The organism is Exiguobacterium sp. s146 (genome assembly GCF_018618415.1).
In the GTDB taxonomy this organism is placed as follows: domain Bacteria; phylum Bacillota; class Bacilli; order Exiguobacteriales; family Exiguobacteriaceae; genus Exiguobacterium.
Map to the genome: position 1 here is coordinate 468432 of NZ_JACSMA010000001.1, position 23168 is coordinate 491599.

At 53.2% G+C, this 23168-nt stretch carries 15 protein-coding genes and 1 pseudogene; 14 read left to right on the top strand and 2 right to left on the bottom strand.

All coding sequences use genetic code 11. From position 1 onward, the window contains the following. Window positions 1-69 precede the first annotated feature (69 nt). The 13 genes and pseudogenes from KNP83_RS02510 to KNP83_RS02570 all read left to right on the top strand — a co-directional run bounded on the left by KNP83_RS02510 (window position 70) and on the right by KNP83_RS02570 (window position 18741). Window positions 70-2145 carry a bifunctional metallophosphatase/5'-nucleotidase gene (locus tag KNP83_RS02510; RefSeq protein ID WP_214760246.1) on the top strand — a complete coding sequence of 692 codons (2076 nt, stop codon included), beginning with the start codon at window positions 70-72 and terminating at the stop codon, window positions 2143-2145. A gap of 198 nt (window positions 2146-2343) precedes the next feature. Continuing rightward, window positions 2344-5028 (top strand): glycosyltransferase, encoded by a 2685-nt coding sequence (locus tag KNP83_RS02515; protein ID WP_214760249.1) that lies wholly within the window; start codon window positions 2344-2346, stop codon window positions 5026-5028. A gap of 9 nt (window positions 5029-5037) precedes the next feature. Next, window positions 5038-5343, top strand: a complete 306-nt coding sequence (locus KNP83_RS02520) for a hypothetical protein (protein ID WP_214760251.1) — start codon at window positions 5038-5040, stop codon at window positions 5341-5343. A gap of 81 nt (window positions 5344-5424) precedes the next feature. Next, on the top strand, window positions 5425-8496 hold the full coding sequence (locus KNP83_RS02525; RefSeq protein ID WP_214760254.1) for a CgeB family protein: 3072 nt from the start codon (window positions 5425-5427) through the stop codon (window positions 8494-8496). Beyond that, on the top strand, window positions 8493-10667 hold the full coding sequence (locus tag KNP83_RS02530; RefSeq protein WP_214760257.1) for a glycosyltransferase: 2175 nt from the start codon (window positions 8493-8495) through the stop codon (window positions 10665-10667). Before KNP83_RS02525 ends, KNP83_RS02530 begins: the two co-directional genes overlap by 4 nt. A 141-nt stretch (window positions 10668-10808) precedes the next feature. After that, window positions 10809-12098, top strand: a complete 1290-nt coding sequence (locus KNP83_RS02535; RefSeq protein WP_214760260.1) for a nucleotide sugar dehydrogenase — start codon at window positions 10809-10811, stop codon at window positions 12096-12098. 16 nt (window positions 12099-12114) lie between these two features. Continuing rightward, window positions 12115-12912 (top strand): ABC transporter permease, encoded by a 798-nt coding sequence (locus KNP83_RS02540; RefSeq protein ID WP_034778846.1) that lies wholly within the window; start codon window positions 12115-12117, stop codon window positions 12910-12912. A gap of 10 nt (window positions 12913-12922) precedes the next feature. Next, window positions 12923-13696 (top strand): annotated as a pseudogene (gene tagH / locus KNP83_RS02545) (teichoic acids export ABC transporter ATP-binding subunit TagH); the annotation flags it as partial. Between the two features lie 80 nt (window positions 13697-13776). Beyond that, window positions 13777-14883, top strand: coding sequence for a non-hydrolyzing UDP-N-acetylglucosamine 2-epimerase (gene wecB, locus KNP83_RS02550; RefSeq protein ID WP_214751578.1), 1107 nt, complete (start codon window positions 13777-13779; stop codon window positions 14881-14883). A 77-nt stretch (window positions 14884-14960) separates the two neighbouring features. Next, window positions 14961-15440, top strand: coding sequence for a hypothetical protein (locus tag KNP83_RS02555; protein WP_021066436.1), 480 nt, complete (start codon window positions 14961-14963; stop codon window positions 15438-15440). Between the two features lie 24 nt (window positions 15441-15464). Further along, a complete protein-coding gene (locus tag KNP83_RS02560) occupies window positions 15465-16898 on the top strand; it encodes an MBOAT family O-acyltransferase (RefSeq protein ID WP_214760264.1) in 1434 nt (477 codons plus the stop codon). Between the two features lie 18 nt (window positions 16899-16916). After that, window positions 16917-18158 carry a DHHW family protein gene (locus KNP83_RS02565; RefSeq protein ID WP_214760266.1) on the top strand — a complete coding sequence of 414 codons (1242 nt, stop codon included), beginning with the start codon at window positions 16917-16919 and terminating at the stop codon, window positions 18156-18158. 79 nt (window positions 18159-18237) lie between these two features. Next, entirely contained in the window at window positions 18238-18741 is a 504-nt protein-coding gene (locus KNP83_RS02570) for a YdcF family protein (RefSeq protein ID WP_214760268.1), read from the top strand. A gap of 35 nt (window positions 18742-18776) precedes the next feature. Here the strand turns inward: KNP83_RS02570 and chrA are convergent, their stop codons facing one another. Both chrA and KNP83_RS02580 read right to left on the bottom strand, forming a co-directional pair. Beyond that, window positions 18777-19961, bottom strand: a complete 1185-nt coding sequence (gene chrA, locus KNP83_RS02575; RefSeq protein WP_214760270.1) for a chromate efflux transporter — start codon at window positions 19959-19961, stop codon at window positions 18777-18779. Between the two features lie 5 nt (window positions 19962-19966). Then, the gene (locus KNP83_RS02580; RefSeq protein WP_214760272.1) at window positions 19967-20275 is read right to left on the bottom strand and encodes a PadR family transcriptional regulator; all 309 of its coding nucleotides are present in this window, start codon (window positions 20273-20275) and stop codon (window positions 19967-19969) included. 202 nt (window positions 20276-20477) lie between these two features. Between KNP83_RS02580 and KNP83_RS02585 the strand changes: the two genes are divergently transcribed. Continuing rightward, a complete protein-coding gene (locus tag KNP83_RS02585; RefSeq protein WP_353048509.1) occupies window positions 20478-23162 on the top strand; it encodes an HD domain-containing phosphohydrolase in 2685 nt (894 codons plus the stop codon). The last annotated feature ends 6 nt before the right edge of the window (window positions 23163-23168 follow it).

Here is a 23168-nt window from a genome sequence, read left to right on the forward strand (position 1 = left end):
CCGTCAGACATTGTAAGCGCTATCGTTCGTTTTAGTTCTGCTTCACCACATTTGAAAGGGGAAAATCAAATGCTCACACGTAAAACGAACAAGTTGTACGCTTCACTCGCTGTAGCGGCAATCACCGCCTCATCGATCGTTCCGGCAGCGACAGCTGACGCGGCACCAAAAGTTAAGACGGTCAAACTGAAAGCCGACTTCGTCCGCGGAGGCGACCTCGATGCCACGCTCGACAAAACATACAACGGTGCCAAAATCCATTGGTACAAGTCATCGGTGAAGTTGAACAAACTCGGTACATATCAAACGGCGAAAGGAATCGTGATCGGCAAGGGGATTAAAGTCGAGAAACGCGTCCGCGTCTTGAACTATCCGGTGGCGATTGTTCCAGCTGAAGGGCTTTCGTTCAAACAAGGGGAGAACGTGCCGAGCGCACTTCGTCTTGATGTTCGCTTCGCGAACGGTACGGTCGAACGTCTCGTCCGTGTCCACGGCATCGACACATCGAAAATCGGTTCGTTCACAGCTCACGCTAAATTCACGAGCAATGGCCGCACAATCGAAGCTGAACTTCCATATTCGGTCGGTGGGAACACGGTGTCGTTCATGCACACGAACGACACACACGCCTCACTCGACTTGGCACCAAAACGTGCGACAGCCGTGAAACAAGTCCGCGCCGAGAAGCCAAACGCGCTCTTGATTGACGCTGGGGACGTATTCTCAGGTTCGCTTTACTTCAACAAGTTTGAAGGAATGGCCGACTTGAAACTTATGAACTACATGAAGTACGACTTGATGACACTCGGGAACCACGAGTTCGATCTCGGTGGCGACGAAGACGGCAACGCCGAACTTGCCAAGTTCATCCGCTACGCGAACTTCCCGTTCGTCAGCTCGAACCTCGACTTCTCAGCAGATACAGATTTGAACCCGCTCTTCCGTGACGCGGTGACGGACAAACCGTATAACGGTCGTCTCTATGAAGGCGTCATCAAAGAAGTGGACGGCGTCAAAGTCGGCTTCTTCGGTCTCACGACAGAAGAGACGGCTGACATCGCAAGCCCGGGCAGCACCCAGTTCCAAGATTACATCGCAGAAGCGAAAGCGGCAGTCGCAGCGTTCGAAGCAGCCGGTGTCAACCAAATCGTCGCCGTCACGCACTTAGGCTATGATGACAACCCGGCGGTCGACAACGACCAAATCCTCGCAGAAGAAGTCGCAGGCATCGATGTCATCATCGGCGGACACTCGCACACGCGTCTCGCAGCTCCAGTCTTGAAGAACGCGGATACGGACAACCCGACGTTGATCGTCCAGGCGTATCAATACAGCCAATACCTCGGCACACTTGACGTCACGTTCGACCAAGATGGAAAAGTTGTCGCCCATGAGGGTTCTTTAATCGATGTGACGAAACTTGAAGCGGACGCGAAAGCGACTCAACTCCTCGCTCCGTTCAAAGAAGAAGTTGATGAGTTGAAAAACCAACCAACTGGCGCCGAAGCAAAAGTGGCTTTGACGAACCCGCGTACGAGTGACATCGGAAACACGACGGGCGAGAGCGTCCGTAAGAACGAGACGCCACTTGGGAACTTGATTACGGATGGCATGCTCGCGAAAGCGAAGACGTTCAACGCGGACGTCATCGGCGCGATGCAAAACGGCGGCGGAATCCGTGCGGCGATTGATGCTGGAGATATCACGTTGGGAGATGTGCTCACGACGCTTCCGTTCGGGAACACGCTCGCGATCGCTGACCTCACGGGAACAGAGATTTATCAAACGTTCGAGCGCAGCGTCGGGCCGCTTCCGAACGAGAACGGTGGCTTCCTTCACGTCGCTGGCTTGAAAGTGACGTACGATAGCTCGAAACCGTCAGGCGAACGCGTGACGAAAATCGAGTACATGAAAGACGGAGCACCAGTACTCGTAGCAGAAGATTCAACACGTTATAAAGTCGCAACGAACGCGTTCACAGCGAAAGGCGGCGACGGCTTCGCAGAGCTCGGTGTGGCTTACACTGAGGGCCGCGTCCAAGACCTCGGTCTCTCGGACTGGGAAAACTTGCGTGACCACGTGGCTGGCCTCAAAACGGTCGAGCCAAAAGTGGAAGGTCGCATCGTCGACGTAGCAGCCGAATAAGCAGTCAAACTCTCCTGATGATTCAGGGGAGTTTTTTGTTATCGGCTCAAAAAGTCGGGTATTACAAAAGAGGGGAATGGCAAGTCGTCCGATTGTCATCTGACTGAAATTGCTTGCCTATCTGATATTTGATACTATGACAGAGGGTGTAGGTGTGAAACCTACGATACGACATGATGAAAGAATGAGGCGAATTGAATGGATGTAAGACGATTATTGTCCGACGTTCAAGTGCACGCGAAATGGGTACGTGCGGAACGGGAACGGATTTCACAAAAAGAACCGCTAGATGAAGGCGATGTCATTTTGATTAACGACTTGCCGTCGTTGACGAAGAAAGCGCAACTCCCGTATTGGGATGACCAAAAGCTCGAAACGTATCATACCGGTCTCAAACAAGAATGGGACGCGGCGACCGAGCGTTTCCCGAACGACTTACCAGAATATCCGACTTCGAACGGGAGTGCTTATTATAAGAAGAAACTCATCGATGTGGCGTTCGTCGGACCGGTCGAACGGGCCGAATTATGGAAAAACGTCTGTAACATCCATACGTTCAAGACGGTCACCGAGTTTTTAGAGCTCGTCAATGCAGGTGTGAACATCGAGTTCCTCATGATTAGTCCAATCCTTCTTGGTGACGAGGCGACGAGTTTTGAACATATGGCGACACCGCGCTCGCACTCGCGCCAATGGCTCGAAAAATTGATTAAGCAAGCCAACTACCGCGACATCCCGGTCGTGTTCCATACCGAGGCCGACACGAATCATTACGCGCGCTATGCGTCTCTCGCGGCGAAGTGTGATGTCGTCTTCACGGCAAACGAAGAGCGGGTTCAAGATTACACAGAGCTGTGCCAGCATGACCGCGTCTTCGTCATCAAGCCGTTCGTCAACCAATTGCGTCACAATCCGATCGGCATGACGCGCGCCCGCTTGAATGACGTGCTCGTCACGAACACGTTCCCGATGCGAAAAGCATTCATGGAAGACGTCGACAAATTGATGGATGGCGTCTTAGAGACGAACCACCGTCTCCATGTGGTCAAAGCGGACCGTGACAAAAACGAGGAGCTTGGCGAAGCGTACCGTCAGTATCTCGTCGCGAGCGAGACGGACATGGACCGTTTGAAGAAGTCGGTCGATTGGGTGCTTCATGTCAACGAAGTGAAGAACAGCCCGACGTATAGTGCGCAGGCGATTTACGATGCGCAAGCACGCGGCAATCTCGTCTTGACGAACTACAACATCGCCGTCAACAACGATTTCCCGAACGTGTTCATCGCGACGGGCCGTCTTGATGCGAAACAGATCTTGAACATGTTCAAGACCGAGGACGAGAAGTATCGCCAGCAATTAGCGGGCGTCCGTACAATTATGGCCGGGCACACGATGCATGACCGCTTCGAGGAGATGCTGTTCGCGCTCGGACTCGAGACGGAAGCACTCGGGGCCCGTCCGGTCCTCGTCGTCGGTTCAGGTGTCGAGTCGCGGCTTCAAGCCATGGTCGCCGATCAGACGTATGCCAACGTCCGTTTCCGCATGGCGGATGCCGTGACGGAGACTGATTTGCAGGAAGTGGCGTTCGTCGCGTTCTTCGACTCGGCGTACACGTATGAAGCGTATTATTTAGAAGACTTGATTAACGCCTTCAAATACACGGACGTATCGTTCGTGACGAAAGCTGCTTACTTCGATGGCGAGACGCTCGTCTCGGGTCCAGAACACGATTACGTGACGGACGTGACCGATGTCCATCGTTCCGTGTTCATTGCGGAGCAATTGTCACTGAAAGAAGTCGTGACACGGACGCTCAAGAGTCGGACATTGCCGGGCTATGCAGTCGACCGGTTCGAACTCGTCAAAGGCGAGGTCGTCTTCGAACCGAACGCACCGAGTGACTACAAACTGTCTGTCGTCGTGCCGGTCTATAATAACGGTCGTTACTTGTACAACAAGTGCTTCTTCAGCTTGAAGCGGAGCACGATGTTCGACGATATGGAGATTTGGCTCGTGGATGACGGGTCGACCGACAACGAGACGAGCCGTTACGTCGAACGCTTGGCGCGCGAACACAAAAACGTCTACACGTACTCGTTCGCGGATGGCGGCAGTGGCAGTGCCTCACGCCCTCGTAACAAAGGCGTCGAGTTAGCGACGACTCCGTATATCGCCTTCCTTGACCCGGATAACGAAGCGGTCAACGACGGCTATCACGAATTGTATCAATTGATGACGCGCGAACCGGGACTCGACCTTGCCGTCGGCAGCATGTTGAAGCTATCGAACCGCGAAGCGATGATTGAACTCGAAGGGCTCGAAAAAGGCGGCATCCGCATGATTGAAGACCCGCGCGCTTACCTGCTTGAGCACAACTTCAAAGTGCAAAGCATCCAGGCGATGGTCATCCGTCGCGACTTTATCGTCGACAACGGCTTGAAACAAGTCATCGGTGCGGTCGGACAGGACTCGCTCTTCTTCCAAGAGATGTTCCTCTCGGCCGAACGCGTCGCACTCGTCGACTTGACGATTCACGACTATTACGCGGCTGTAGCGGGGTCGACCGTCAACACAATCACACGTCGTTACTTTGAAAAGTGCGTGTTGCGTGAGACGGCTCGAGCGAAGGCGTTCGAGCGCGAAGGTGTGCTCGATGTCTATCGTGAGACTCGCTTCGAACGGTTCTTTGAACTGTGGTATCTCCAGTTCATCCGCCGGTCGCGGGACGAAGACTTCTTCGGCAACGCCGATTTGTTATATGCCATCTACGAGCAGTTCAAACCGCTCGAACCGAAGAGTCCCCGCTTCAAACAGTTCATCGATCTGTATGAGAGCGGTCAAAAAAATGAATTGAAGCGTCTATATTTCGACGTATTCCGTTGAGGTGACAACATGAGCGAACAATTGAAACAAGAAAAGAACCTTCTCGAGATTCAGCTCGCTGAACAAATCGAGGAAAATAAACGACTTCAACGTGAATACCGCATCACGAGCCAACAATATCAACGTCTGTTGCATCGGTACGCCGAATTGCTCTATACGGTGGAATGGATTTCAAAAGAAGTCGAGAAGGCCGATAAACGCTATCGCCAACTCAATCGTAAATATCAAAGTTTGACCCAGTCGAAAGTCGGTAAAGGATTGCTCGCAGCGCGTGCCGTCCGCAGCCGTGTCGGCAAAATCGTCAAACGGAAATGACCAGCCGGGAGCGACATGTGATGTGTCGCTTCCTTATTAGTGAAATCGAGGGGAATACCCCGCAGTTTGGAGGAAAGACATATGGGTTGGCAAACGAAAGCACGTCGGGCGGCACATCTCGGTGTCCAACGCTCGCGTCGCGTCGGGAAACGCATCATCAACAAGGCGCTCAACCGCGTGACATCTCGTCAAGCGGGACCAATCGTCCCGAATTGGTACGCCGCATCGGATGCGGTCCATCTAGAAGGGGCCGACGTCGTCATCTCACGCCCGGAAGCGGTCGTCTTGACGTATCGCCCGGACGAGAAAGAAGACACAATCGACATCAAAAAAGTGTTCTCGAAATCGAACCGGACGATGCACGTCCAATTCCGCGCGAAGGCGGCCGGTGATGTCACACCTGCCATCAAAGTCTCGCTCTATCAACGGAACAAGCATTCACGTGACGTGTTCGTCTACAATCAGACGCCGACCGATATCGCCTTGCTCGCGAACGAGACGAAAGTCCGCTTCACGGTCGAGACGGAAGGAAAGGGCTCTTATAGTGTCATCGAGCTGAACGTGAACGGGGTCTCGCTCTGGGATGTCGAAGGGATGGCCAACCACATGCAGGACAGCGATTTCGACTATCGCATCGATTTGACACCGAAACAGCTCGAATTGATTTCGGCCATCAACCGTGTCGTCGATTTTGAAGATGACAAACTGTTTCTGCACGGCGTCGGTGGCCAATATGTCCACTTCGGCGTCGGTGAATCGGCCTTGCCGCATGTGAACACGAAACGTGCCATCGATTTCCCGCTCGGGGATATGGATGATGATGTCTATCGTTTCTATTTAAAAGGGACGGTGACGGGCACGGCGAACGCCTCGTTGTTCGTCGTCACGTATACGGCCGATGGACAAGATCAAATGATCGAGGTCCCGCTCGGCTTGAGCGGCATCATCCGTCTGACACCGAGCCATACGACGGTCCGTTATTTCGTCCGTTTGTCTGGTCACGGTGAACTGCATGGTTTGAAACTCGGCATGGTCCGCGAGAAGAGCGTCCGCCGGGAAGAGATTCTATCACTCAAACCATCGATGTGGACGGTGCCGACACCGGACACGATCAAGCTGAAACATAAGAATGAACAACTCGTCGTCAAGCTGAAGACAGGGGAAGGCAATCGCCGCTATATCTCCTACGCCGAGACGAACAATAGCTTCAAGCTGTTGCCGGTCGACTTCTTGTTCGACGTCAAATCGAACAGCCGTTACCGCGTCACGCTCGACGGCGAGATGGGGGAAGGGACGAACGTCGTCCTCTACATCATCACGTATTCGACGGAAGGCCGTTTGAATATGCAACAAGTCCAACTCGGCTCGGAGAAGATTTTCGAGTTCGAGAAAGAGGCGCGTCGTCTCCGCTTCGCCCTTCGTGTCGACGGAGACGGGGAAGCGGTCATCGACCGGATTCGCGTCACCGAAGAGATTATCAGCGACCGCACAAGAAGCCCGGAATGGCTTGATGTACGCGAGGCGAGACTCTTCCGTGCCGTGCCGCGCGAGCTGCGCGAATTGAAAGTCGCCGCCATCTTCGATGAGTTCACGACCGCCTCGTACCGTCCGGAATGTGACTTGATCACGTTCACGCCGGATAACTGGCCGGCCGTCCTTGCCGATGAGCAACCGGACTTCTTGATGGTCGAGTCGGCGTGGAAAGGGAATGCCGGGGCGTGGGAGAAGAAGGTCGTCAAATACGGCACGAACACGTGGGAAGAACTCGACGGTCTGCTCGAATGGTGCCGTCACAATAACATCCCGACCGTGTTCTGGAACAAGGAAGACCCGATTCACTACGACCGCTTCATCGAGACGGCGAAACGGTTCGACTACGTCTATACGACGGACGAGAACCGGGTCGAGGATTACATCCGCGACTGTGGACATGACCGTGTCGGCGCGCTCCCGTTCGCCGCACAACCGAAAGAACATAACCCGATTCGCCTACCGGGGACGCGTGAACCGTACGCCTCGTTCGCGGGCTCGTATTATGCGAACCGTCACGAGTCGCGTCGTCAGGACATGGACCGTCTGTTCGCCGCGGCGGACCGTTACGGCCTCGTCATTTATGACCGCAACTACGAGATGAACCAACGTGGCGAGACGGACCAGCTCCAATTCCCGGAACAGTTCCGTGATTCGATTCGCGGAAGTCTGAAATATAACCAGATTGCAAAAGCATATAAAGGCTTCAAAGTCATGCTGAACGTCAACTCGGTCAACGACTCACCGACGATGTTCTCGCGTCGCGTATTCGAAGGGCTCGCTTGTGCGACGCCGGTCGTCAGCACGCGCTCAATCGGTGTCAAACAGATGCTCGGCGATTATGTCTTCCTCGACGAGGGTGACGCCATGCTCGACGAGACGTTCAAGAAGCTGTTGACCGATGACGCGTTCTATGAGGACGTCGCCATGCGCGGGATGCGTCACGTGTTGACGTATCATACGTACACACAGCGCCTCGCCCAAGTCGTCGGTGCAATCGGCATCCCATACCGTGTCGACCACGCGCGCGTGGCCATGGTCGCCATCGTCCGCTCGAAAGAGGAGATGGAGCAGGTCGTGTCGATTTATCAAGCGCAAGACTATACACACACGCACCTCGTCGTGTTCCTCGATAAGTTCGACGGCTATATCGACGTCTATAACGAGTACAATACCGAGACGATCTCGACGTTCATGCTCAGTTATTTGACGCAATACAACGCCTTGTCTGAGATTTTGGACGGCTTCGAATGGATGGCGTTCGTGAACCGGGACGACTATTACGGTCCGTCGTACGTGTCCGACTATATCTTGGCAGCGCGTTATGCCGACGCCAACATCTTGACGAAAGGGGACCATTATACGTTTGATGGGACACTTGAGAAACAAGATGTGGATGCGAGCTATCGCTACGTGTTCGACGCCGTGCCGACGCGCTCGCTCGTCAAACCGGCGGCGCTCCGCTTCTACAGCATCCAAGAGGCACTCGACGTGTTGACGAACGATGCGTCGCTCCAAGAGTTGGCCCAGTCCGGCGAGCGGATCTTCAGCATCGACCCGTATCAATACGTCAAAGGCGGAGCCAATCTCTCCGACGAGATGGCCCAGGAGGTAACGTTATGACGAAAGCACCGCTTCGCGTCCTCGTCTATGGGGACGTGAACTTGAACTTGATTGACGGGTCGGCCATCTGGCTGACATCCGTCGTCCATATGTTGAAACAAGACCCGTCGATTCACGTCGATATCTTATTGAAACGCTCCATCGTCAAACCGGAAGTGACAGCGTCGATCCGTGAGTTGCCGAACGTGCGCTTCCTTGATGTATTCGGCGAAACGTCACCGAAGAAGGACGAACCGTACTATGAGAAGAAAGTGCTCGAGCCGTCTGAAGCGGCCCAGCTCATCCATGAGCTCATGATGAGCGGCTCATACGACTTGGCGTTCATCCGTGGCTTCCAGCTCGCCTACAACTTGTCGGCGTATGAGGACACGATGGCGAAGACGTGGACGTATATCACCGACTTCACCCACGACCATACGCAGGCGTCGGACGAGGAGCTGGCCCGCTTGAAGCAAATCGCCTCACGCTCGGCCCGCATGCTCTGCCAAACGTCGGCGATGAAGGATTATTTTGAGACGTTCCTCCCGACGGAGCGGCCGTTCCTCATCTTGAACCCGATGATTCCGAACGTGAAAGAAGCGACGCCGTCGTTCACGAAACCGAACGACCGCCTCGTCTATACGGGCAAGTTCGCACCGCTCTGGTATTCGAGCGAGATTTTGACGGCGTTTGCGAAGCTTCGGTCCGTTCACAAGACCGCAGAGCTTCATGTCGCCGGCGACAAGTTCAATCAAGACCCGAACAACCCGAACTTCCGCAAAGAGGTGACACACCGGCTCGGTCACGACCCGGGCGTGACATGGTTGAAAGGCATCCCGCGCCGTGACGTCGAGACGTTAATCGAGTCGAGTGCAATCGGGGTATCATGGCGCCATCCGGAACTCGATGCCTCGCTCGAACTGTCGACGAAGTTGCTCGAGTACGGCGCGCTCGGAAAACCGGTGTTGCTCAACCGCAACCCGATGCACGAGCTCATCCTTGGAGCGGACTATCCGTTGTTCGTTAATTCGGAGACGGAGTTCATCGACAAGGCGCGTCTCGCACTCTCAGACGCAGACGTGTACCGTGACGCCGCGAAGCGCTTGTACGACATGGCCCAGTACTATACGTTCACGAACACGTATGCGCGTCTCCGTGACGAGCTGTGGGCGATGAAAAAGTTGACGATCGTCTTCGCCGGCCATGATTTGAAGTTCTTGAAGCTGTTCATGCAGAAGTTCTCGGAGAACCCGCGCTTCAACGTGCTCGTCGACCAATGGGACGGCCATAAGATTCACAACGTCAACCATAGTAAGGCGTGCTTGGAGCAGGCCGATATCATCTTCTGTGAATGGGGACTCGGCAACGCCGTCTGGTACTCGGAGCATAAGCTGCCGCACCAGAAGCTGATCGTGCGGATTCACCGTCAAGAGAAAGAGACGCCGTTCCCACGTCAGTACAACTTGCACAACATCGACAAAATCATCCTCGTCTCGCCGTATATGCTCGAAGAGATGTACCGTCTGTTCCGCATCCCGCGCCATAAGATGACGATGATTTATAACGCCGTCGACGGGAATCGCTTGAATCAGCCGAAAGTGAAGCAAGATTTGACGTTCCACCTCGGGATGATCGGCGTCAATCCGAAGTTGAAACGGCTCGACTTGGCGCTCGACATCCTCGAGCAGCTGTTGCAACAAGACAGTCGTTATAAACTCTTCATTAAAGGACATCACCCGAATGAGATTTATTGGATCAATAAACGGGAAGATGAAAGAGCGTATTACGATAAATTGCTCGCCCGTCTCGAAGAACCGCAGTTCCAATCGAGCGTCCAGTTCGATGGACACGGCGACGACGTGGCCGAATGGTTGCAAAAGATTGGCTTCGTCCTCTCGATGAGCGATCTCGAGAGCTTCCATTTGGCGCCGGCCGAAGCGATGACGTCGGGTACGTACCCGCTCATCCGACACTGGACCGGCAGCGAGACGATTTATCCGGACGACTTATTGCTGGAAGATGTGTCCGACGCCGTCGGCATCATCCGCTCGTTCGCTGACAATTCTGACCGTCTACTCGAAGCGGGAAAACCGCTTCAAGCCTATGCATTTGAGCACTTCGCGGTCGAAACACTTGCTAAAAAGCTGGAACAGCTTATACTAGAGGCGTTGTCCGAAACGGAAAAACATTGATTTGTCATTAAAATGTAATTGCCCGGCTGATTTGTTCAAGAGTATAATGAGTATTGTTTTATTGTCGAAACTGAAATAAAATGATGGACATGCTCGCACCGAGAAATCGCAGGGCACACACACACTTGGAGGTTACTACAAATGAAAGTATGTACAGTAGGTCTTGGGTATATTGGTTTGCCGACATCGGCAGTCTTCGCTAAATATGGCGTCGACGTCGTTGGGGTAGACATCTCTCAAAACGTCGTAGATAAATTGAACCGTGGTGAAATCCACATTGAAGAGCCAGGTCTCGGCGAAGTCGTCGCAGACGTCGTCGCGCAAGGCAAGTTCCGTGCGTCACTCTCACCGGAGAAAGCGGACGCATTCATCATCGCTGTCCCGACACCAAACAATGATGACGAGCACAAGTCGTGCGACCTCACATACGTCTTGGACGCGACACGTAAAGTCCTTCCATTCGTCGAGAAAGGCAACGTCATCATCGTCGAGTCGACGATCGCGCCACGTACGATGGACGATTTCGTCAAGCCACTCGTCGAAGAAGCTGGATTCGTCGTCGGCGAAGACATCTTCCTCGTTCACTGCCCAGAGCGTGTCCTTCCTGGACAAATCTTGCATGAGCTCGTGCACAACAACCGCATCGTCGGCGGCATCACGCCTGAATGTGCGGAAGCTGGCGCACGCGTCTACGGCACATTCGTCGAAGGCGAAATCGTCAAGACGGACGCGAAGACGGCTGAAATGTCGAAGCTCATGGAGAACACGTTCCGTGACGTCAACATCGCCCTCGCGAACGAACTCGCGAAAGTGTGTAACGACCTCGATATCAACGTCCTCGACGTCATCGAAATGGCGAACAAACACCCGCGCGTCAACTTGCATAGCCCAGGTCCTGGCGTTGGTGGTCACTGCCTCGCGGTCGACCCATACTTCATCGTCGCGAAGTCACCAGACCTCGCGAAAATCATCAACTTGTCGCGTGAGACGAACGTCTCAATGCCAGCCTACGTGGCCGACAACGTCGAGAAGCTCGTTGCGGGCATCGAAGACGCGAAAGTCGCTGTCTTCGGCGTGACGTACAAAGGAAACGTCGATGACATGCGTGAAAGCCCAGCTGTCGACATCTGTGAGCTCTTGCTCGACCGCGGTGTGAACATCTCGGTTCATGACGGTCACGTCGAGAAGTCGACATCGAGCCGCTTCGACCTCGTCTCGAAAGAAGAAGCGATCGCTGGAGCGGACCTCGTCCTCGTCCTCGTCGACCACAACGAGTTCAAGACACTCGATTTCGCTGAACTCAGCGGAGCGATGCGTCGTCCGATGATCTTTGACACGCGTAACATCGTGAAGCCAGCTGGCGAAGATGTCGCGGTCGTCAACTACGGCAACTTGTACAAATTTACAAAGGAAACGAATCTCGTACGTTGATTCAAGGTGAATTCACATGTTTAAATCCGCGAAAGCTATTCTTTCAGAACTGCAGTCGAGTAAGTATCTGATCATGCGTCTCGCGACGTATGAGACGAAGAGCAACTATTCAATGCAGTACCTCGGATTTTTATGGGAATTCGTCACGCCATTGCTGCAAATCGCAGTCTATTGGTTTGTATTTGGATTTGGTATTCGAAGCGGCAGGCCGATTGATGGCGTGCCGTTTCTGCCATGGCTCGTTGCAGGGATTGTCGTCTGGTTCTTTATTGCCGCGGCAATCACTTCTACGGCTCGGTCTGTCTATTCGAAGATTGGGTTAGTTTCCAAAATGAGCTTTCCAATCTCAACGATTCCTGCTTACGTCCTGTTATCGTTGTTTTATCGCCATGCCATTTTAGTGGCGGTATCCTACGTGTTAATGTGGGCGTTCGGCTATCCGATGGGGCTCCATTCGCTATGGTTCATATACCTGGCGATCAGTGCTCTTGCCTTACTTTACTCGCTAGCGTTAATCACATCCGCACTGACGACGATCGTGCGCGACTTACAAAACTTACTGCAATCGCTCATGCGAATGCTCATGTACTTGACGCCGATTTTTTGGGTTCCGACCGGCCGTCTCGCAGACATCCTTCAAGTCAATCCGCTCTATTATTTGATTGAAGGGTATCGTTCGATGTTCCTCGGCACTGATTGGCTCGCGAACAACTGGGCGTATGGTCTCTACTATTGGGCGATCGTGCTCGTCCTCTTCTTTGTTGGTTCGATGATCCATATGCGCTTCCGCCGTTATTTCATCGATTACATTTGAGGAGGCTACCATGTATCAAGTTAAATTTGAGAACGTGTCAAAACGTTATACGTTGTACAATAAGCCGACCGATAAGTTGAAGGAGATTTTCCTCAATAAAACGAACGGCAAGCAATTCTATGCGCTCCGGAACGTCACGTTTGAAGTGCCGCCGGGCGAAGTCGTCGGCATCATCGGCATCAACGGGTCAGGAAAGTCGACGATGTCGAACCTGCTCGCGGATGTCATGCCGCCAACGCACGGTCAAATCGAACTGAAAGGCAAGACGGCGCTCATCGCGATCTCGTCTGGCCTGAACGGGAACTTGACCGGAATGGAGAATATCGAATTGAAAGGGCTCATGCTCGGGATGACGAAACATGAGATTGCCGAGCTGACACCTGAAATTATCGAATTCGCCGATATCGGTGACTTCATTCATCAACCCGTCAAGACGTATTCGAGCGGGATGAAATCGCGTCTCGGGTTTGCGATTTCGATTAACATCGATCCCGACATTCTCGTCATCGATGAGGCGCTCTCGGTCGGTGACCAAACGTTCACCGACAAGTGTCTCGCCAAAATGAACGAGTTCAAGGATCAAGGCAAGACGATTTTCTTCATCAGCCACTCCGTGTCCCAAGTCCGACAGTTCTGTACGCTCGGACTATGGCTCGAGTTCGGTGAGGTACGCGAATACGGACCGGTCGAAGAAGTCGCTCGTGAATACAATAAGTTTTTAAAATGGTTCCGTAACTTATCGAAAGATCAGCAAGACGCGTTCAAAGCGGATAAGTTGAAACGCCGGACAACCGTTGTCGAATCTACAGAGCTCGGCGAGACGTATATCTTGCCGCCGCTCACAGAAGAGGAGTTAGCGAATCGATGAAAAAAGTAATGACTGTCTTCGGGACACGCCCAGAAGCGATTAAAATGGCACCACTCGTTCTTGAATTGAAGAAACGGGAAGGGGTCGAACCAATCGTCGTCGTCACGGCGCAGCACCGTCAAATGCTTGACCAAGTGCTCGAATTGTTCGAAATCAAGCCAGACTACGATTTGGATATCATGAAAGACAAGCAAACGTTGTATGACGTGACGTCACGCGTCCTCAAAGGAATGGGCGAAGTCATCGCTGAAACGAAGCCGGACATCGTTCTCGTCCATGGTGACACGACGACGACGTTCGCGGCCTCGCTCGCAGCGTTCTACAACCAAACTGCGGTCGGGCACGTCGAAGCGGGTCTTCGTACGTACAACAAGTACTCGCCGTTCCCAGAAGAGATGAACCGTCAGCTCACGGGCGTCATGGCTGACCTTCATTTCGCACCGACGGAAACGTCGAAAGAGAACTTGCTTCGTGAAGGCAAGCCGGAAGACAAAATCTTCGTCACCGGCAACACAGCGATTGACGCACTCAAAACGACGGTCCGTGAGGACTACTCGAACGAGTTGCTCGATTCGATTCGTGAATCGGGACGCCGTCTCGTCTTGCTCACGGCCCACCGCCGCGAGAACCTCGGCGAGCCGATGCGCAACATGTTCCGTGCTGTGCGCCGTTTGATTGAGAAGTATGACGATATCGAAGTCGTGTATCCGGTCCACATGAACCCGGTCGTCCGCGAACTCGCCAACGAGATTTTGCACGATATCGACCGTGTCCACTTGATTGAACCGCTCGACGTCTTCGACTTCCACAACTATGCATCGATCTCGCACTTGATCCTCACGGATTCGGGCGGCGTGCAAGAAGAAGCACCGTCACTCGGTGTTCCAGTCCTCGTCCTTCGTGACACGACGGAACGTCCGGAAGGCGTGGCCGCTGGTACGTTGAAACTTGCTGGTGTCGAGGAAGAAGTCATCTTCGGTCTCGCCGATGAGCTCCTCTCAGACGAAGCCGCATACAAGTTGATGTCACAAGCCTCGAACCCATACGGTGACGGGGAAGCATCACGTCGCATCGTCGACGCCATTTTGGCAACCGACTTCTAATAACTTAATGTAAAAGAATAAGAGTTGTCTCGTACATGCGTACGGCAACTCTTTTCTTATAAAACGGAGGAAACGATATGGCAGTCAAAAGAATCCGCCCTGCGATTTATCATTATTATCCGCGCGGTTACCAGAAGGATCACTTACGGATGCGCGAAGAAGGGTATAAGACAGAGGTTACGTTCATGCCGGAGAGTGAGTCCGACTCGATTTACGTGCAACTGTTCGATTTGAAATTCGAGATTCCGCCGTCGCAAATGTTTTTGCCGGACGCGCAGATGGACCCTTGCCAAACGATTGGCCTCGATACGCATATTCACGTGCTCAGTGATAAGACCGTGAAGCTCGAGATGTATTTCATGCAATATACGAAGAAAGAACGCGTCTCGAACAAACGCTTCAAGTTGACGCTGAACCCGGGCGACAACCACATCGAGGAATCGATCCCTCAAGTCGAAGGGGCGGAGTACTTCAAACTCTCTTACAAATATGTGATTGAGACGACGGAGCCGCAGACGATTCGACTCGATGATTTATACCTCTCGTTTGAGGAGTAATCTTGTAGGAAGGGACTAACTGATATGCTATTTAGTTCAACCGTCTTTTTATTCTATTTCTTGCCGATTGTACTCGGCTTGTACTTTATCTCACCGCGTCCCATTAAAAACACGATTTTGCTCGTCGCGAGTCTGTTTTTCTACGCCTGGGGTGAACCGCGATTTGTATTGATTATGCTCGCGTCGATTGCGATGAACTACGTCTTTGGACTGCTCGTCGACCGCGACCGGCATCATGAAAAGAAAATCAAGCTGTGGATGACGCTCATGGTGCTCGGGAACCTCGGGATGCTTGGGGTGTTCAAATATGCGAGCTTCTTCGTCGAGAACGTCAACAGTGTCCTCGGCTTCTCGTTGAATGACCCGGAAATCCCGCTCCCGCTCGGTATCTCGTTCTTCACGTTCCAAGCGATGAGTTACGTCATCGACGTGTATCGTAAAGATGGACAAGTCCAGCGCAACATCTTTGACTTGGCCTTGTACGTTTCGTTCTTCCCGCAATTGATTGCCGGACCGATCGTCCGCTATCAAACGGTCGCCGATGAGATTGTCGATCGCCGTGAGACGATTGATGACTTCGTGTCTGGGATTCAGCGCTTCGTCATCGGTCTCGGGAAGAAAATGATTTTGGCGAACAGTGCTGGCTACGTCGCCGATCAAATTTTTGGCATGCCGGCCGGAGAGATGTCGACGACACTCGCCTGGATCGGGATTATCGCCTATTCGCTCCAAATTTACTTCGATTTCTCAGGTTATTCAGATATGGCCATCGGGCTAGGGCGTATGTTCGGGTTCCACTTCTTAGAGAACTTTAACTACCCGTATATCTCTCGTTCTGTTTCGGAGTTTTGGCGCAGATGGCATATGTCACTCGGTAGCTGGTTCCGTGACTACGTCTATATCCCGCTCGGCGGAAATCGCCAAGGCGAATGGAAGACGTACCGCAACTTGGCTGTCGTCTGGTTCTTGACTGGGATTTGGCACGGGGCGAGTTGGACGTTTATCGCCTGGGGTGTATACTATGGGGTATTCATCATGCTCGAACGTGCATTCCTCGGGAAATGGTTGAAGGCGATGCCGTCATGGCTGTCGCTCTCATTCACGTTGTTCGTCGTCATCATCGGTTGGGTCTTCTTCCGAGCTGACGATTTCCCGTATGCGATTGCTTACTTGCAGACAATGTTCGGCCTTCACGGCGGACCGCTGTTCGATCAACAAGCGCTCTATTACTTGGTCCAATATGGGGTCGTACTCTTGGTCGCCATCATTGCGGCCACGCCGATTCCACGGATCGTGGTCGGGAAGTTCTTGAGTCAAGAACTCGACGACACGAAAACGATGGCGACCCGCCGAATCGTCGGGCTCGTCCGAGTGAGCGGTGTGCTCGTGCTCTTCTTCTTGTCGATTTCATATATCGTGTCGAGCACGTTCAACCCGTTCATCTACTTCCGCTTCTAAAGAGAAAGGAGCAATATGATGCAGAAGCCATTAGATTCTAGAAAACCTAGCCCGCGGCCGATTGAGAAAAAGCCGAAAGGGCTCGAACAATCCTGGTTCGCCGATTTTCTGTTGCTCGGTGTCTTTTTAGGAGTGATTTTCCTCGGGCTGGCCACGTACTGGTTCGGTCAAGATCGGGAAGTATCGGTGCTAGAAGGGCGTCAGCTCGCGCAACAGCCGGAAGCCACGGTCAAAGCCGTGCGGGACGGTTCGTATATGGAGGAGTTTGAAAGCTACACGAGCGACCAAGTGTTCCAACGTGACCGTTGGATGGGACTGCAAGCGGGCTTCCAAAAGAACGTCTTCCAACAAAAAATCAATAATGGGGTACTCGCCCTCGACAATGGCGTGCTGATTGGTCCGGATGAGCCCGTACGCGGGTTTGATAACATGAAGCGTCTGTTCCCTGAGTTCGGGGCCACGATGCAAGAACAGGATGTCCCGGTCTACTTCGCCTCTGCGCCGAGTAAGCCGGTCCATGCGGCGCAAAATGAGATGATTCCGGACTACGTCATCAGCGGCGACTTAGACAGCCGTGGCAATCTCCATGACGCGGTCGAAGGAGCCGACTTTGAGCTCATCGACCTCGGAGAGACACTCTTTGAGCAGCCGATGGAAGACATCTATTTCTATAACGATCACCACTGGAACGTCCAAGGGGCCTTCCTCGGGTATCAACAAATCATTGAACGACTCCAACAAGATTATGAGGACATCCCGAAATTAGAGGCGTCCGACATGGAGACGTTCAAAATCGATCAGCCTTATTACGGCTCTTACGCTCGTGAGATTTCTCTCCCGTATGTCGAGAAGCTCGACTACTTGGAGTGGATGGAACCAAAAGACGGTTTCACGACCGAGGTATGCCGGAACGGGGATGATTGCGGTCATTCGGTCATCGCCCGCGAGGAAGCGGAAGAGACGAACCGATTCGCTGATTTCTATAAAGTGTTCATGAAAGACAACTATGGACAGTTGCGCATCGAGCAGAAAGATCCGGTCAACGACTTGCACGTGCTAGTCTTGAAGGATTCGTATGCTAACCCGGTGCTTGGCTTCCTCGGGGAGTCGTTCGGGACGGTATCGGCGATTGACGTCCGCTACGCGGAAGGAAAAGTCGATATTACGGACTACGTCGAAGAGAACGATGTCGACCTCGTCTTGTTCATGCATAACGACCGGATCTCTGGGATGTCCGGGGATTACGAAGATAGCTTTTAACAAACTGCCAATCATCCACATGATGATTGGCTTTTTTTGATGTAAAGTCGCTATACTAACAAGTAGGCAGGTGAGAGAGATGAAACGACGAACCGCCGACGGGACGTATCGGTACGTCCTCGTCCTCGGCGCCAAAGTGAATGGCATCCAACCCTCGCGCGCCTTGCGCTATCGGATTGAGGCGGCCGCGGCCTATGCGAAACGGTATCCGCACGTCGAACTGATTGCTTCCGGCGGAAAAGGTCCCGATGAAGGGATGGCCGAAGCACGCGTCATTGCCCGGGAATTAATGGCCCGAGGTATTGAAGAGTCGCGAATCCATATCGAGGCGGAGTCGACGTCGACGGTGGAAAACTTTCAGTTGAGCCGTTCGATTTGGGACGGTGCACCCGGGCTGACCATCGTCACGAACGACTTTCACGTCAGACGGGCCCGGCTTGTCGGTCGTTTGTATTTTGGGCTATCGACCGACGCGCTCTACGCGAAGACGCCGCCGGCAACGAAACTGAAATACGTCGTCCGGGAACAACTGGCGTACGTAAAACTGTTCATCAACTATATGCGCTGGAAATGGCGGCCATGACAAAAGGGACTTCATTGTGAAGTCCCTTTTTGATGTTATAGCGTACCGATGATCATCCCACCGATAACACCGACGATGACAAGCGCCCACGGCGGCATCTTCCAATACGCGATCATGGCGAACAAGAAGGCCGCGAAGACGAAATCGACCGCACCGTTGACAGTACTTGTGAAGATTGGCTGATAAAAGGCTGCAATCAAAATCCCAACGACGGCTGCGTTGACCCCGATGAGTGCGCCCGCGACTTTCGGGTTGCGACGGAGCGCATCCCAAAACGGCAAGGCACCGAGAATCAACAGGAACGCCGGCAAGAAGATGGCGAGTGTCGCGAGGAGGCCTCCCGGCACACCATTGATAACCGTCCCGAGGTAAGACGCGAACGTGAAGAGCGGTCCTGGTACAGCTTGGGCGGCCCCGTAACCAGCGAGGAACGCTTCTTCGCTCAAGAAGCCGGTCGGTACGAGCTCACGCTCGAGGAGTGGCAAGACGACGTGACCGCCACCGAAGACGAGCGCCCCGGCCCGGTAGAAGCTATCGAACAGAGCAATCGATTGACTTTCAATCGTCTCCCGCAAAATCGGCAAGATGACGAGCAAGGCCCCGAAGAGACCGAGCAATGTCGCCCCGAGTCGTTTCGAGAGCGGGAACGAAGCCGATTTGACGTCCAAGTTGTTCGGTTTGAAAAGCAAGAATCCAGCCAGACCGGCGAGCAAGATGACGAGGACTTGGCTATAAGTGGTTTGCCATAACAACACGCCGGCGAGCGCGAAGAACGCGATCGTGCGAGTCTTCGCATCCGGCGTCAATTTGCCGGCCATACCGAGAATGGCATGGGCGACGATGGCGACCGCGACGACTTTCAAGCCGTAGAGCCAGCCCGCGTCCGAGACGTCGAGCCCCGAGACGAGCAAGGCGAACAAGATGAGGGCGATGACGGACGGTGATGTGAAGCCGATGAACGACGTGATCCCACCGATAATCCCGCCTCGGACGATGCCGATGCCGATGCCGACCTGACTGCTGGCCGGACCCGGCAAGAATTGACAAAGGGCGACGAGGTCGGCGTAGGCGCGTTCATCCATCCACTTACGGCGACGGACGTATTCCTCGTGGAAATAACCGAGGTGGGCGACCGGTCCGCCGAACGAGGTCAGGCCGAGCCGGGTCGAGACGAATAAAATCTCTAGTAACGTCTTGAACGTTACACGTTGGTTAGTCATGTGTGTCACTCCTTGATCTCTTTAAATAGTTCATACGCTTTTTGACGGGCTTCCGCCAAGACGACGATACCTTTCTCGGTCGTCGTATAGTTTTTACGGATATGGCCTCCGACGAGCTCATTTGTCCGGACGAGCAGGCCATCCTGCTCCATCGTGTGTAAAATCGGGTAGAGTGTGCCGGCACTGATCGAGTAGCCGTGCTCCCGAAGTTCTTCGACCATCCACGCGCCATAAACCGGATGTTCGGCCGCATGGTGCAAAATGTGAATATGAATGAAGCCGAGAAACAGTTTGCGAAGGACGCGGTCTTCCACGTACATCATCTCCTTGAAATCGATTTTCGATATCGAATGTCGAAATCAGTGTAACAACCTAGGGAAATTTATGCAACCGTCGGACGTGCGCCTTTACAAAAACGTAATATAACCAATGAATAAGAATCGATTCGGCAAATATAGGGAATTCATAAAAAATGAGGTAAACTGAATAATAGAAGTAAGCAGAGGAGGGACCGACGTGGCAGACCTAGACCAAACCAAATTTCAATCCTTGTTGCGCCATATGCCCCAAGGCTACGTCGAATTTAAAGTGCTCTACGATGAGGCGGGGGAGCCCGTCGATTATGAGTTCTATGAAGTGAACGAGGCGTTCGAGCGCATCATGAAAGCGAAGCGCGAACACTTTCTCGGCGGACGAATCACCGATAAGTTGAAAGACTTTGAGTACAGTGAGCGGGAGTGGATCGTCCAAGTCGCACGAGCCGTCGATAGCGGTGAAGCAATCACGTTCGAACACTTCTCGCGCCGCAATAAGGCCTGGTATGAACTGTCCGTGTTCAGTGAACGACCGGGCTACGTGTCGACGTTGTTCCATGACATCACGCCACACGTCCAAGAGAACAATGCGTTGAAGCAACTCGTCAACGTATCGCATCGGTTCGTCACGACCGGGCGTGAACTGCTGATGAACCAACACTTCCTCGATCAGATTCGAGGCTTCACCGGTGCCAAGGCCGTGACGCTCAACTTGATGGATGATGACGGGAAGACGTATTCGACCGTGGCGCTGTCTGGGATGGATGAGCTACTCGAACGGAGTCTCGATGTGCTTGGCTTTCATCCGGTCGGCAAGAAATGGCCGATGATTCCAAAACGGTTGAAGTTATTGGAAGCACAAAGTCCAATCATCTTCGATGATATTTTACCGCTCGTCGAGGGTGTGTTGCCAAGACGGCTCATCAAAAACATTTTGCGCATCTTCGACCTCGGCCAAGTCGTCCTTTTCAAAATCGAGAAAGACGGTGTGTTTTACGGGGACTTGACGATTGTCATGCAGGGCAACAAACAAGCGAACCGCCTCGGTCTCGTCGAGTTGTATATCGTGCACATCCTCGAACAGATGACGAAAGCGGACCGGCAAATCGGGGATGCGAAAGAATCGATGTTCGAAGGGTTTGCGACCGTCGATTTGGAGTGCATCATGTCGCTCGCCAAACACGAGATTTTCCACTTGAACGTGGCGTGGGAACGTGTCCTTGGTTTCCCGCTCGAAGAACTCGAGAATATGGATTTCACGAGTCTCGTCCATCCCGATGACGTCGATAAGACAGGCGAGGCGTTCGCCTTGCTGGAAGAAGGGAAAGACATCTTCCGGTTCGTCAACCGATATCGGACAATCGACGGGGACTATCGTTCCATCGAATGGCATTCGAAAGCGCAAGGCAACTATATTTATGCCGTCGCCAAAGATGTGACCGAGCGGGTGCAACTCGAGGAAGAACTGGCCGAACGGGATCGGTTGCTCACGAAACTGTCGGATCAAGTTCCGGGTGCCATCTATCAATTCGAGCGCTTGCCCGATGGTAGTTTCAACTTCCCGTTCTTTAGCCGGGGATTTGAGGATTTGACGGGCATCACGCTCGAACAGATGAAACGAGAGCCGAGTCTCGTCTTCTCCAAAATTCATCCAGATGACTATCCGAATGTGATGGCGAGCATCGAGACGTCATATGAGAACCTGACGATTTGGGACGCGGAGTTCCGTGTCATCACGCCAGATGGCGGAACGACATGGATTTTGGGATCGTCGCGTCCAGAGAAGCTCGACGAAGGTCATGTCCTCTGGCACGGCTATATTGGCGACGTGACCGAAAAGAAAAAGTACGAGATGGAAATCGAATATTTGAGTTATCACGATCAATTGACCGGCGTGAAGAATCGTCGTTATTTTGACGAAGCATTAATGACTTACGACGAAACGGCGTATTATCCGCTCGCCTTGATTGTCGTAGATATCAATGGCTTGAAGCTGACGAATGATGCGTTCGGCCATCTGATCGGAGACCGCTTATTGATTGAGGCGACGATGATGCTCAAACGCGAGATTCGCGGGAAGGACACGGTCGCCCGCATTGGTGGCGACGAGTTCGTCATTATCCTTCCGAATACGACATTGGAGGAAGCGAAGCGATTGTCCGATAACTTGAGCCATCAGTTCTTGGCTAAATCGATTGAAGGTTTGCCAATCTCGGCGTCGTTCGGAGAAGCGGTGAAGCATGACGATTCTCTCTCCGTCGTCGAAGTGTTCAACTTGGCCGAGGACCGGATGTACCATCATAAAGTATCGGAGAAGCAGAGCCGTCGCCATTACTCGATTCAACTCATCATGCGGACGCTCTATGAGAAGATTCCACGCGAGGAAGCCCACTCGCAGCGTGTCGCCGAGCTGTCACGACAACTCGGGCAGGCGATGAACTTCACGAGCGCTGAAGTGAACGAACTCGTCACGGCCGCGACGCTTCACGACATCGGCAAGGTCGCCATCAGCAATGAGATTTTAGACAAGCCTGGGACGTTGACCGAGGCCGAGTGGCGCGAAATCAAACGTCATCCCGAAGTGAGCTATAACATTTTGAGCACCGTGCCGGAATACGGCCCGCTGTCAGAAATCGTACTCGCCCACCATGAGCGTTGGGACGGCAACGGTTATCCGAAAGGCATCAGCGGTAAACAGATTCCGCTCGCGGCCCGCATCATCTCGATCGCCGACACGTTTGACGTGATGGTGACGGGACGCCCTTACCGGAAAGCGAAGACGCTTGATGAAGCGCTAGCAGTGATTGAAGAAGAAGCAGGCCGGCAGTTCGACCCTGAACTCGTCGAGATGTTCTTCAAGAAGGTCGTACCGACGTTGCAACGGTGATGAAAG